This window comes from Nitrosomonas sp. Nm34 (assembly GCF_900113925.1).
Classification (GTDB): Bacteria; Pseudomonadota; Gammaproteobacteria; order Burkholderiales; family Nitrosomonadaceae; genus Nitrosomonas.
Genome location: NZ_FORD01000023.1, coordinates 39,830 through 52,274, shown reverse-complemented (window position 1 = coordinate 52,274; position 12,445 = coordinate 39,830). Strand labels below are relative to the sequence as shown.

Annotated in this window: 13 protein-coding genes and 1 pseudogene; 6 read left to right on the top strand and 8 right to left on the bottom strand. The window is 41.1% G+C overall.

Translation table 11 applies throughout. The features are described 5' to 3' along the window. The 3 genes and pseudogenes from BM283_RS10465 to BM283_RS10455 form a co-directional block, all read left to right on the top strand. Positions 1-444: pseudogene (locus BM283_RS10465) on the top strand (IS3 family transposase); the annotation flags it as partial. A 381-nt stretch (positions 445-825) separates the two neighbouring features. Further along, the gene (locus tag BM283_RS10460) at positions 826-1,353 is read left to right on the top strand and encodes an ATP-dependent zinc protease family protein (protein ID WP_090692804.1); all 528 of its coding nucleotides are present in this window, start codon (positions 826-828) and stop codon (positions 1,351-1,353) included. 379 nt (positions 1,354-1,732) lie between these two features. Beyond that, entirely contained in the window at positions 1,733-3,016 is a 1,284-nt protein-coding gene (locus BM283_RS10455; RefSeq protein WP_090692802.1) for a flavin-containing monooxygenase, read from the top strand. Between the two features lie 14 nt (positions 3,017-3,030). Here the strand turns inward: BM283_RS10455 and hemW are convergent, their stop codons facing one another. From hemW to map, 4 genes are read right to left on the bottom strand one after another with little or no spacing between them, the layout of a single operon-like run. Further along, entirely contained in the window at positions 3,031-4,251 is a 1,221-nt protein-coding gene (hemW, locus tag BM283_RS10450; protein WP_090692799.1) for a radical SAM family heme chaperone HemW, read from the bottom strand. Positions 4,252-4,286: 35 nt separating this feature from the next. Continuing rightward, positions 4,287-4,880, bottom strand: a complete 594-nt coding sequence (gene rdgB / locus BM283_RS10445) for an RdgB/HAM1 family non-canonical purine NTP pyrophosphatase (protein ID WP_090692797.1) — start codon at positions 4,878-4,880, stop codon at positions 4,287-4,289. 3 nt (positions 4,881-4,883) lie between these two features. Then, positions 4,884-5,609: a ribonuclease PH gene (gene rph / locus BM283_RS10440; RefSeq protein ID WP_090692795.1), complete on the bottom strand. Its 726-nt coding sequence runs from the start codon at positions 5,607-5,609 to the stop codon at positions 4,884-4,886. A 51-nt stretch (positions 5,610-5,660) separates the two neighbouring features. Further along, on the bottom strand, positions 5,661-6,470 hold the full coding sequence (gene map / locus BM283_RS10435) for a type I methionyl aminopeptidase (protein ID WP_090692792.1): 810 nt from the start codon (positions 6,468-6,470) through the stop codon (positions 5,661-5,663). 875 nt (positions 6,471-7,345) lie between these two features. Between map and BM283_RS10430 the strand changes: the two genes are divergently transcribed. After that, a complete protein-coding gene (locus BM283_RS10430; protein WP_254776325.1) occupies positions 7,346-8,023 on the top strand; it encodes a c-type cytochrome in 678 nt (225 codons plus the stop codon). 92 nt (positions 8,024-8,115) lie between these two features. Here BM283_RS10430 and hemL read toward each other — a convergent pair whose 3' ends face one another. The 3 genes from hemL to BM283_RS10415 are packed head-to-tail and all read right to left on the bottom strand — an operon-like array spanning position 8,116 to position 10,906. Continuing rightward, positions 8,116-9,399 carry a glutamate-1-semialdehyde 2,1-aminomutase gene (gene hemL, locus BM283_RS10425; protein ID WP_090692788.1) on the bottom strand — a complete coding sequence of 428 codons (1,284 nt, stop codon included), beginning with the start codon at positions 9,397-9,399 and terminating at the stop codon, positions 8,116-8,118. Positions 9,400-9,413: 14 nt separating this feature from the next. Then, on the bottom strand, positions 9,414-10,064 hold the full coding sequence (thiE, locus tag BM283_RS10420; RefSeq protein WP_368086428.1) for a thiamine phosphate synthase: 651 nt from the start codon (positions 10,062-10,064) through the stop codon (positions 9,414-9,416). Positions 10,065-10,072: 8 nt separating this feature from the next. Beyond that, positions 10,073-10,906 carry a bifunctional hydroxymethylpyrimidine kinase/phosphomethylpyrimidine kinase gene (locus BM283_RS10415; RefSeq protein ID WP_090692783.1) on the bottom strand — a complete coding sequence of 278 codons (834 nt, stop codon included), beginning with the start codon at positions 10,904-10,906 and terminating at the stop codon, positions 10,073-10,075. Between the two features lie 52 nt (positions 10,907-10,958). On the opposite strand from BM283_RS10415, the gene BM283_RS10410 reads away from it, so the two are divergent. Both BM283_RS10410 and gloA read left to right on the top strand, forming a co-directional pair. Then, positions 10,959-11,147, top strand: coding sequence for a rubredoxin (locus tag BM283_RS10410; RefSeq protein ID WP_074667258.1), 189 nt, complete (start codon positions 10,959-10,961; stop codon positions 11,145-11,147). Continuing rightward, complete coding sequence (gloA, locus tag BM283_RS10405; protein WP_090692781.1) at positions 11,147-11,536, top strand: lactoylglutathione lyase; 390 nt, start codon at positions 11,147-11,149, stop codon at positions 11,534-11,536. Before BM283_RS10410 ends, gloA begins: the two co-directional genes overlap by 1 nt. Positions 11,537-11,712: 176 nt before the next feature. Here the strand turns inward: gloA and BM283_RS10400 are convergent, their stop codons facing one another. Beyond that, positions 11,713-12,420 (bottom strand): SAM-dependent methyltransferase, encoded by a 708-nt coding sequence (locus tag BM283_RS10400; protein ID WP_090692778.1) that lies wholly within the window; start codon positions 12,418-12,420, stop codon positions 11,713-11,715. Between the last annotated feature and the right edge of the window lie 25 nt (positions 12,421-12,445).

The following is a 12,445-nucleotide window of genomic DNA, read 5'->3' as shown; positions in this document are numbered from 1 at the left end:
GCTACCGACATAACCTATGTCCCCATGGAGAAGGGCTTTGGCTATCTGGTTGCCATCATCGACTGGTATTCGCGTAAGGTGTTGAGCTGGCGCTTATCCAATACCCTGGATACTGATTTTTGTACTCAGGCGCTGGAGGCAGCCATTCAGGATTATGGCTGTCCACAGATCATGAATACCGACCAGGGCATACAGTTCACCAGCGAAGCATTTACCTCCATACTAAAAGATCATCCTATTCAGATCAGCATGGATGGCAAGGGTTGCTACTATGACAATATTTTTATTGAACGGCTTTGGCGGACAGTTAAATATGAGCTTTTATATACCCGAGAATTCAATAATCTGAAGGAGATAAAGCAGAATTTATCCACATGGTTTGAATGGTACCATCAAGAACGATTTCATCAAAGCCTTGACAGTCTTACGCCTCATGAAATCTACTATAATGATCCAGGAATTGATCGGGTTGCCTGAACTCGATTAACTATACATGTCAGAGCTTAACTTTCTTTCAGGTTGTCCAGTTACAGGGAACCACATCATATCTCACAGCGACCTTTTATCATATCTGTTTATCCCCAGAAGCGACTGATCAAAAAATATCGCCAAATTGCTTTTTCTGCTTTCACTCTTTGTCTGGTCTTAATGGGCTACATTGTCTGGTTAATGCAGACATACCATTGACATACAACACGCATTAACTAGTCTTTTAAACCTTTAGCAATCCTATACAGTTGTGATTTTGTTTTAGAAATGTTAATTTAAAAATAAGGTATCGATAAAATTATCATCAAATATTGAGTTATGGGGTGATTATCATTTATGAAAATACCAAGACTGATCAATAGCTTTTATATTCTTATTCCGTTGAGTTTAATGCTATTTTTATTCGGGTTGATTGCCTTTCTATCTCCAACTAGGGATAAGTTTGTTTATGGCTATATCGAGCCTGTTGTCCTCTACCCTGATGAAATTCCATTAGCTGCTAAATTAGATACAGGCGCTGTGACCTCTTCGCTTTCTGCAAAAGATATTTATATATACAAAAAAAATGGTAAAGACTATGTGAAATTTAAGGTTTCTCATCCCGATATCAAGGAAACACCAGAATATGATTTACCCGTTACGCGAATTGTCAAAATCAAGAATCGTGCAAACAAGGAAATATCGAAAAAATATAATTTACGCCCAATGGTAAAAATGCCCATCTATTTTGATGGAAAACTTTACAATATCATGGTCAATCTTATTGATCGTTCCCATTTCTCAACACCAATGCTGTTAGGTAGAGAAGCACTGGATAAGATAAATGCTATCGTCGATAGCACAGCCATAAATACTATTCGATGATATTGAGTAAAACAGGTTGCTCAACTTTTCAGCATTTTTGATGCCGTATTTCACAGTACTTCTGGACCCTCCGGCAGGGCTATTTTTTTCAGACCGTATTGCGCTGGTTGAAAATGTTTAATTGTGCTGCTGGAGTATGAAGAAACCGCCGGCAGTTTTCTTCCTTTAAAAATAGATAAATGATGGTGAGCGACGAACTTGATAACATTCTACATGATGGGTCGAATTCCAATGCTGTGTTTGGTCAAGCTGCCAGATCTTCTAATGATCCGATCAGAGGAGAATCGGATGCGTTGATAGTCGTTAATTTACCTATTTATTTACTGTAAACAATTGTAGCCTTTCTTCCAGGTTACGCTCATACTACCACTAATTGTCTATGAGAATCGCGATAATCGGCGCAGGCTGTTCAGGCCTTACTACCATAAAAAATTTGGTTGAAGCTGGCCTGGAAGACATTACTTGCTTCGAGAAAAATGACCAGATTGGTGGCAATTGGGTTTTTACGGCCAACAAGAGTCATAGCAGTATTTGCGAAACAACGCATATTATTTCTAGCAAATCAATGTCGCAGTTCAGCGACTTCCCCATGCCTGATGAGTATCCTGATTATCCAAGTCATCAGCAGGTACTGGCATATTTTCAAGCCTATACCAAGCATTTTCAACTGGAGAAATATATCCGCTTTAATACTGCGGTGCTACAGGTAGAAAAAACCGAAAAAGAAGGCTGGCGACTGTTTCTGAGCGATGGTACCTGGGCAGATTTTGATTATCTATTGATCGCTAATGGCCACCATTCGGCACCACGTCACCCTGCTTGGAAAAGTGACTTTACGGGAGAATATCAGCATAGCCATGATTACAAGTCTAATCAGGGGTTCGAAGGCAAACAAGTATTGGTAGTGGGTGCGGGCAATTCTGGCTGTGATTGTGCTGTTGAAACCAGCCGTGTTGCTGCGCGAGTGGATATCAGTCTCCGTTCTCCACAGTATATTATTCCTAAGTTTGTTATGGGGCAACCTACCGATGCTTTCGCTGCTTCGCTTCAATGGTTGCCCCAAAGCATCCGTGATAAGTTACAGAAAATTTCTCTACGTCTCCAGATTGGACGCTACTGTGATTACCAATTACCCGAGCCAGATTTTCTACCAACTAGAGCTCACCCCACCATCAACTCTGAACTATTAGACAAAATACGGCATGGGAAAGTACATCCTCGTCAGGGGATTAAAGAAATTTCAGGCCAAACCGTATTTTTTGAGGATGGTTCTGCTGCTGGATACGACGTCATTATCGCTGCCACAGGTTATAAGATTAGTTTTCCTTTTTTTGATTCCTCTTTCATTAACTGGGAAGATGTCACCCGTATTCCGCTTTATCTTCGCATGTTTCATCCAGAGCACTCCACTCTGATTTTTATCGGATTGATACAACCTCAAGGGTGTATCTGGCCGCTTGCTGAGATCCAGGCCAGGCTGGCTGCCCGACTGATTGCTAACAAAATACAACTTCCAATTAACTGGCGTGAACAAGCATCCATTGAAGGTAAATGTTTAGAACAACAATTTATCCGACACCCGCGCCACTCCATTGAAGTGCATTATTTCCCGTATTTAAAGCAATTGTACCGAGTACTCCACTCCAGCCATAGCCGAGAGTAGCTTGGTTGTGGTTTCTATTCTTTACACTTTAAAAAAATCTGCAGTAAATCGTTTAAAAAACGTCTACCTGTTAGCGTTGGCATGATGCGATAATGATCCCAGCTGATCAAATTACGCTGCTCTGCTTCTTCCAGTTGTTGTTGAATAGTGGTAATAGGCATGCCCGTCCGCGCCTGCAAGCTATCGACCTGAAAGCCACTAGTTAAACGAAGCGCATTCATCATGAATTCAAATACACGGTCTTCCGCCTGAATTTCGTGTTCAGATTGTATCGGATCACCCACGCTGTCTTTCGTTAAGAGCTTTGCAAGATACTGCTTGGGTTGCTTATAGCGCATTTGTCGTATTATCTTATGCTGGAAGCTGATTTTACTGTGCGCCCCCGCACCGATCCCCAAATAATCGCCAAATTGCCAGTAATTCAAATTGTGACATGATTGATAATTAGGTTTGGCGAATGCCGAAATCTCGTAGTTGGCATAACCCCAACTGGATACTGTCTGTTCAATCATCAATTGCATCTCAGCAGCGAGATCATCATCTGGCAACGAAGGCGGAAAGCGATAAAATAAGGTATTTGGCTCCAAGGTCAGATGGTAAGCTGAAATGTGCGGAACCCCTGAGGCACATGCAAGCGCAATATCATGACTGGCTTCTTCCAGGGTTTGATCTGGTAATGCGTACATCAGATCTAGGTTCACGTTATCAAAATTTTTTAATGCAATTTCGATTGCATGATGCGCTTCCTTATCACCATGTATTCGCCCTAATGCTTGCAAGTGTCTGGGATTGAAACTTTGAATGCCGATGGATAGGCGATTGATCCCCGCAGCACGGAAATCTGCAAACTTTTGGGCCTCGAATGTGCCAGGGTTGGCTTCCAGCGTAATTTCAGCAGAAAGCTCTAATGGCAAAAGCATTCTGACATGGGTAAGCAGTTTGTCCACTGCCTGAGCACTTAACAAACTAGGCGTTCCCCCCCCCAGGAATACGCTAGTGACAGGTCGTCCCCAGATTTGAGGTAACGCCATTTCCAAATCACGGATAAGCGCCGAGACATACTCATCTTCCAGCAATGAACTCCCCTTTTTACCAATTTCATGCGAATTAAAATCACAATACGGGCATTTTTTTACGCACCATGGTATGTGAATATAAAGACTCAACGTCGGTAAAGCTGACAGCTTGGGCGAGTGCGTACTAAATATAGATGATACGGAAATAGCCGTTGCCATGATCAATCACATACCCGTTTTCGATAAAAAAATAATCAGCGTTTAGTCGTCGCAAGAAACTCGCTTAACTTCTTGAGTGCTTTTCCACGATGACTGATCTGGTTCTTCTGCTCCATTGGAAGCTGTGCCGCAGTTTTATTCAATTCAGGTAAGAAAAAATACGGATCATATCCAAACCCCCCTGTCCCCCGAGGTTCCAGCATGATCTCACCATGCCAGCTACCATCGACAATAATGGGCTGTGGATCGTTAGCGTGCCTTACCAACACGATAATACAGTAGTAATAGGCACTGCGATCGGGTTGATTTCTCAATATACCAATTAGTTTCTGGTTGTTACGCTCGTCTGACTTAGGCTCCCCTGCATAGCGGGCCGAAAATACACCGGGCGCACCACCCAGAATATTGATACAAATACCAGAATCATCGGCAAGCGCAGGTAAACCAGTCACTCGGCTAGCGTGACGTGCTTTGGCAAGCGCATTCTCAACAAAAGTGCCATAAGGCTCTTCGATTTCAGTTACTGCCAAATTTGATTGCGCTATGGCCTCGATTCCAAGTGGTGCTAGTAATTGTTGTATTTCTCTCAACTTGCCTGAGTTACTACTTGCAATGATAAGCTCTTGCATGTTTTAATTATCTGCTGCGAGTACTTCTTTTTGCAAGGCAATCAGCTCTTGTATTCCCTGCTGAGCCAAGTCTAACATAGCATCCAACTCTTTCCGGGTAAATGCTGCACCTTCGGCGGTTCCTTGTATTTCCACCAAACCAAGACTTCCTGTCATTACAACATTCATATCAGTATCGCAAGTAGAATCTTCAGAATAATCCAGATCTATCAAAGGTGAACCATCATGTATGCCCACTGAAATAGCTGCAACATGATCCCGTATTGGATTACTCACGATCAAGCGCTGTGTCAGCAGAGATTCGATTGCATCGTATAATGCGACAAATGCACCCGTGATACTTGCCGTCCTCGTTCCTCCATCGGCCTGGATGACATCACAATCAATCTGAATGGTTAGTTCTCCTAAAGTTTGCAAATTAATGATTGAGCGTAATGCTCGTCCTATCAAGCGTTGAATTTCCATGGTGCGCCCGGATTGTTTTCCTTTTGCAGCCTCTCGCTGCATGCGCTCATTCGTTGAGCAGGGTAACATACCATACTCAGCAGTTAACCATCCCTGCCCTGTTCCCTTAAGAAAGGGAGGGACTTTGCCGGCTACACTTGCCGTACATATAACTCTGGTATCACCACATTCAATGAGAACGGCTCCTTCAGCATACTTGGTATAACGACGTGTAATCCTGACTGGGCGAATTTGGCTAGCAGCGCGATTGTTATGACGCAACATTATTGGAATCCGTTATCAAAAATTTTCATCTGAAATATTAGAGCAAGATATTCAGGTAGCAAAACGATAAGAAGTCGGTTTTGGCGGAGAACCTGTTGATACTGTTAATATTTCATAACTATTCTCAGTAACTAATACTGTATGTTCCCATTGGGCTGATAAGCTGCGATCTTTCGTTATCACCGTCCACCCATCTGGTAGCGCGCGAATAGCAGCTTTCCCCGCATTGATCATAGGTTCAACGGTAAAAATCATGCCGGCCTCAAGCATCAAACCTGCACCGCGACGCCCATAATGAAGAACCTGGGGATCTTCATGAAATTTTGCACCAATACCATGACCACAAAATTCTCTTACTACGCTATAACCTGCACCTTCAGCCATGCGTTGAATGGCATAACCAATATCACCTAAATGTTTACCAGGTCTGATTTCTTCTATTCCTCGCCACATCGATTCAAAAGTCACCTCACATAAGCGCTTTGCTTGTATCGAAGGCTGCCCAACATAATACATGCGACTGGTATCCCCATGATATCCATTATAGATTACCGTCACATCAATATTGACGATATCTCCCTCTTTCAATTTTTTATCTCCTGGAATGCCATGACAAACCTGGTGGTTAATTGAAGTACAGATTGATTTTGGAAAAGGGCTGTATCCAGGGGGAGCATAATGAAGGGGGGCAGGTATAGTTTTTTGGACATTAACCATATAGTCATGGCAAAGCTTATCAAGTTCGCCAGTTGTTCTGCCTGTAACAACATAAGGGGTAATGTAGTCAAGAACCTCGGACGCCAATCTACCGGCTATCCGCATTTTTTCAATTTCCTCAGGGGTTTTTATCTGAACCGTCACAATATTTCTCAATAATCCAACTATTACATAATAAAATTCTACATTTCTTATATTTTAGAGCTTGTTGTTGCCATTAGGTCATCCATTTTGGTACTCACTATCAAAAATTGCTGAATAAGGGTATGGGTTTTCTCTTCCACTTCTTTCGTTTTCGGGTGATTAAAAATGATGAATTTTACTAGCTCAAATTTTAACTTGCTAATATTTACATTTACGCTTGAAATACAAATACCTTTACTTTTTATTTTCTCGATCTATTGCATTGCTACCAACTGCTCACGTAATATGCTGGATGAAATAGTACTATGTCACGGACTATACTGCTTAGCTTAGGTCAGTAAAGTATAGAGCACTTCTGAAACTCATATTTGCGAGCATTCGCTTTGGAGGATGCTCTGCTTACTTGTTTCGTCACAATACTTCGTAGTTCAAAGAATGTTTCTTCTTCCTTAGCTATCAGTTATAGGAGGCTGCGCCAATGTTTTTCTTTGCTCGCCTTGTCTTGTTTAGAACGCTGAAAATTTTTAGAGGTACCCTATATTAAATTCAGCAACTCATTAATTACCTTTAAATCTCACATTACTTTATTTATATAATATTTGCTCTGATACGATGCAAATCGATACCAAATATAGTTATATTTTGCACGCTACTCCTGAAGATAACAATTTTATTTTTTGGATATCTTTATCTTTTGTGTCATGCGCTCTTTTTAATTCAATCCTATCTAAACAATACAATATTCGAAAATTTCTTTTAACCAGCGCAGATATAAGTAAAAAATATTTTTATTCTGATGGATTATCAGCTATAACCGTTTACTGCTATGAGTAAACCTTGTTAGAATGCGAAGTTAATTTGGCTCTTTTCTTTTTATGAAAACCTTAAAATCATCAATTCTTCAAAATATGAAAGTCATTAAAAATACTGCTGTCATTTTTGCATTTATATTTTCAAATCAAATTTTAGCCGATACACCTAGCATTCATGGTGATTCTGAAAAAGGCAAAGAAATTGCTACGGGTGTTTGCGCTGGCTGCCATAACGCCGATGGCAATAGCGTTATCCCAAACAACCCCACTCTTGCTGGCCAGCATCCGGAGTATATCGCCAAGCAATTAATGGATTTCAAGGTAGAAGGTGATTCACCTGCAAAACGCGATAGTCAGGTGATGGCTTCTATGGTGGCAGCACTCTCTGCAGATGATATGCAGAATATCGCCGCTTACTATGCCCAACAAAAAACCACGCCTGCAACGACGAGTAATAGTGATGAATCATTACTAGAAGTCGGTAAAAGAATATATGACGGCGGTAATTTAGAAAATAATGTGCCAGCTTGTTCCAGCTGTCATTCCCCTAACGGAGCAGGTATCCCTCCTCATTATCCAAAACTCGCAGGCCAGCACCCAACCTATACCATTTCTCAATTAGATGCATTTTATCGTGGAGGTCGTACTAATGATATCAATCATTCCATGCAAAAAGTCGTACTACGCATGAGTGCTCAGCAAATAAAAGCTGTAGCTGAATATATTGCAACGTTACAGTAAGTAGAGTGAGATTCCGCTGTTAAAAAAGAGGCATAGCCTCTCATTGAAAATTGGAAATTACCACCGTTATCATCGGTGGTAATTTAACATTTTTATACCCAAGAGCTAAAAATACGTTCAGCTGCAAGCAACGTATTATCAATCTCTTCGCTATTATGCATAGCAGAAACGAAACCGGCCTCATAGGCAGATGGCGCAAAATAAACTCCCGCTTGTAACATCGCATGAAAAAAGCGATTAAACGCTGCTCTATCACACGCCATTACCTCTGCAAAACTTTTTGGCGGTTTTTTACAAAAATATAAACCAAACATACCACCAACAGACTCGGCGCAAAAATTTACGCCACATTTGTTTGCAACGGCTGTCAAACCTTGAGTCAGCTGTTGAGTTTTAGCTGAGAGTGTCTCATAAAAACCGGGCGCTTGCACTTCGCGAAGCGTTGCTAGTCCAGCTGCAACCGCAACAGGATTACCAGATAAAGTGCCCGCTTGGTATACCGCACCGAGTGGGGCCAGGCACTGCATAATTTCCCGTCGTCCTCCAAATGCAGCCAGAGGCATACCTCCCCCTATCACTTTACCGAGTATCGTAAGATCAGGTTTTATCTGATAAAGTCCCTGAGCACATTCCAGACCAACACGAAAACCTGTCATGACTTCGTCAAAAATCAGGACGCTACCATGTTGTGTGCATAGTCTTCTTAAAGCTAGTAAAAAATCCGGCTCTGCTTTCACCAGGTTCATATTCCCTGCGACAGGCTCAACGATAGCGGCAGCAATTTCCTTACCAAATTCATCAAAGGCTCTTTCTAAGCCAGCAATATCGTTATAATTTAGTACGATCGTATGTGCTGCAGTTTCAGCTGGAACACCTGCTGAGCTAGGATGACCAAATGTCAATGCTCCAGAACCCGCTTTTACCAATAAGGCATCATCATGACCGTGATAACACCCCTCAAATTTAATGATATGGCTTCTACCAGTATAGCCACGTGCTAAGCGAATGGCACTCATCCCGGCTTCAGTACCTGAACTCACCAATCGCACTTGTTCTATCGAAGGAAGCAATTTGCAAAGCAGCTCAGCAATTTCTAGTTCTGTTTCGGTAGGAGCGCCAAAGGATAATCCATTCTGTGCTGCTTCTTGAACTGCTTTGACCACGTTGGGATGAGCATGACCAAGAATCAGCGGTCCCCATGAGCCGACATAATCTATATAAGATTTTTCATCCGCATCCCAAAAATAAGCACCTTTACCACGTTTAAAAAAAATAGGCGTACCACCAACAGATTTAAAAGCCCGTACAGGCGAGTTAACACCTCCAGGAATATATTTTTGAGATGATTCATATAATTGTTGATTAAGTGAGGTCATTTACTTACTCGTCATTAAGATGATGAAGAAAAAGTTTGTTCAGCCCTAAAAAATAGCTGGTTAAATTTTTTTGCAATAAATTGAATATCCTGCGTACCAAATAGCCCATGACATACAGCAATAGAATTGCTTCCATGATCGATTAATGAGGAAGCATTAGCCAGAGTAATGCCACCAATCGCAACGATGGGAATATTCAATTTCTTCTTTGCTTCAGACAGTAGGTCAGTTGATGCTCTTACCGCATTAGTTTTAGTTTTTGAGCAAAAAAAGGCACCAAATGCCACATAATCAGCGCCCATTCTTTCTGCCCCAAGCGCTAACTCCAGCTGATTATAACAGGACACGCCAATAATTTTGTTTTGCCCTAGATAGTCTCTGGCATCAGTAATAGCAATATCTTCTTTTCCTATATGTATGCCGTCAGCGTCGACTTCTATAGCCAGATCATAATGATCATTAATAATTAAGTGAGTACCATATTGCTTACAAAGCTTGGATAACGCATTTGCCTGAGCCAAACGCAATCTGTAATCGGCGATTTTATTCCGATATTGAACATATTGAACGCCAGCTGCGAGCACCTGAAGCGTCATCTCACACAGTTGTGTTGTATCCGTAATATCAGGTGTAATGGCATATAAGCCATTAATGTGGTGAGACATCATTAAAATCAGCTTTTTTTTTCTTCTAAATCATTCTCATCAGACGCCCAGAAGAATCTATCTGGTAAATATTGCCCCATCCCGGGACGGAACCCTGATTTAAGTGCATGCCAAGTATAGTCTTGTGCTTCATAAACACTTTCAGCGATAGGCAATCCATGTGCGAGAGAGGCGGCAATTGCTGACGAGAGCGTGCATCCCGATCCATGATAAGACCCGGGCAAACGCTGCCATTCATCAGATCGGATAACCCCGTTGATATCATACAATGTATTAATTACCTTCCCTGTATTTTCATGAGTACCCGTGATCAAGGCATATTCGCAACCTATCTGTAATAACCGATCCGCACTTTGCTTTAAATCAATAATCTCTAATTCGTCCTCATTCTCAAGTATCAGCCGCCTTGCTTCTAGACTATTGGGCGTAATAATGGTGGTTTGTGGAATTAATAAATCACGTATGGCTGTAATTATCTGTTCATTAGCAAGTGGATCACCACGACCAGAAGCAAGCACTGGATCAAGAACCACTGGAATATCAGGATAATCAGCAATTATTTCCGCAATGGCAACGACAGTTTCTACACTGCCGAGCAGGCCTATTTTAAAAGCATCTACTGGCATATCTTCTAGCACGATACGAGCCTGATCTGTAATCCACTCAGAATCTAGCGCCATTATATTTTCATTGCCAACAGTGTCCTGGATGGTTACCGCGGTAATAACTGAAAGTGGATGACATCCTATACTTGCTAATGTGAGAATATCAGCCTGTATACCTGCTCCGCCGCTTGGATCGCTTGCAGCAAATGATAATACTTTGGGGGGTGGTTGTGACATGCAATAATACCGTAAAATATAATTTTAACTTAAAAGGACGTTTCGATCTATCATGCATACCGATGAAAATCAGATTTATCACCGATACATGTGTTTGATCTGTGGTTATATCTATGATGAAGCCGAAGGTGCACCCCAAGAAGGAATTCCTCCTGGAACGCGATGGGAAGATGTACCAATTAATTGGACTTGCCCTGAATGTGGCGCACGTAAAGAAGATTTTGAGATGGTGAAAATATAATGCGCATACTTCACACGATGCTGAGAGTAGGAAATCTCGAAAAATCTATTCATTTTTATACCAAAATTCTGGGTATGAAAGTTTTGCGCCAGAAAGAATACCCGGATGGAAAATTCACGCTGACATTTGTAGGCTATCAGAATGAATCAGAAAATGCTGTTTTAGAATTAACTTATAATTGGGGTATAGAAAAATATGAACTTGGAACAGCATTTGGCCATATTGCAATAGAAGTAGACAATGCATACGAAATGTGTGAAAAAGTAAAAAACTTAGGAGGAAAAGTAACGCGTGAGGCTGGTCCAATGAAACACGGTTCTACTGTTATTGCATTTATTGAAGATCCAGATGGGTATAAAATTGAGTTTATTCAAAAAAAAGATAAATGAAGCAATATCAATATAGCTGATAGGCTTTATCAGGAAAATGCTGTTACCAGGATTAAGAATAATATAAATGATGTTTAGTCTATGCAAATAATTAACTGTGATTTATAAAATGATGGTAACAGCAGAATTCGTATTTATTCTCGTTAGCTGATAAGAGAAAAGAGAACCCCTTCAAATTATCTGTGCAATAAAAAAACTGTCGGTCTCCTGTTGATCTGGGGTAAATAGCTTCTCCATTCCTTGATTTTTTTGGTAGCAATATATTCATCTTTTAAAGTAAGATTACTGGCAATACATAAATCAGTTTCTTCATTACAGTTCTGGATGAGCAACTCCAGCAATTTCTGATTCCGATATGGTGTTTCTATAAAGATTTGGGTTTGATTAAATCGTGCTGATTCTTGCTCTAATTGGGTAATTGTTTTGAGACGCAGTTCGTACTTTATGGGTAAATAGCCATGAAAGTGAAAGTTTTGCCCATTCAGTCCAGAGGCCATCAACGCTAATAAAATAGAGGATGGTCCCACAAGCGGAACAATAGGCACATGCTTTTGATGTGCAACCCGTACAAGATTTGCCCCCGGATCAGCAACCGCTGGACAACCTGCTTCAGATAACAGTCCTATATCATTTCCTGCAAGTAAAGGTTCAAGTAGTCGACCTAGCTCATTAAACCGGGTATGCTCATTTAATACCTGCATCTCAATTTCTTGTAAAGGCCGCATCCCTTCAACCTGCTTCAGGAAATATCTAGCAGTCTTTGGATGCTCAACAATAAAATATTTGAGACAAGTAATACGCTGCTGAACATTTGCAGGAATGATATCAGCAAACTCTGCCTCTCCTAATGGAGCTGGTATAAGAAATAGTGTGCCAGGATGCATATACAGACAGTCTACAACTCATTTC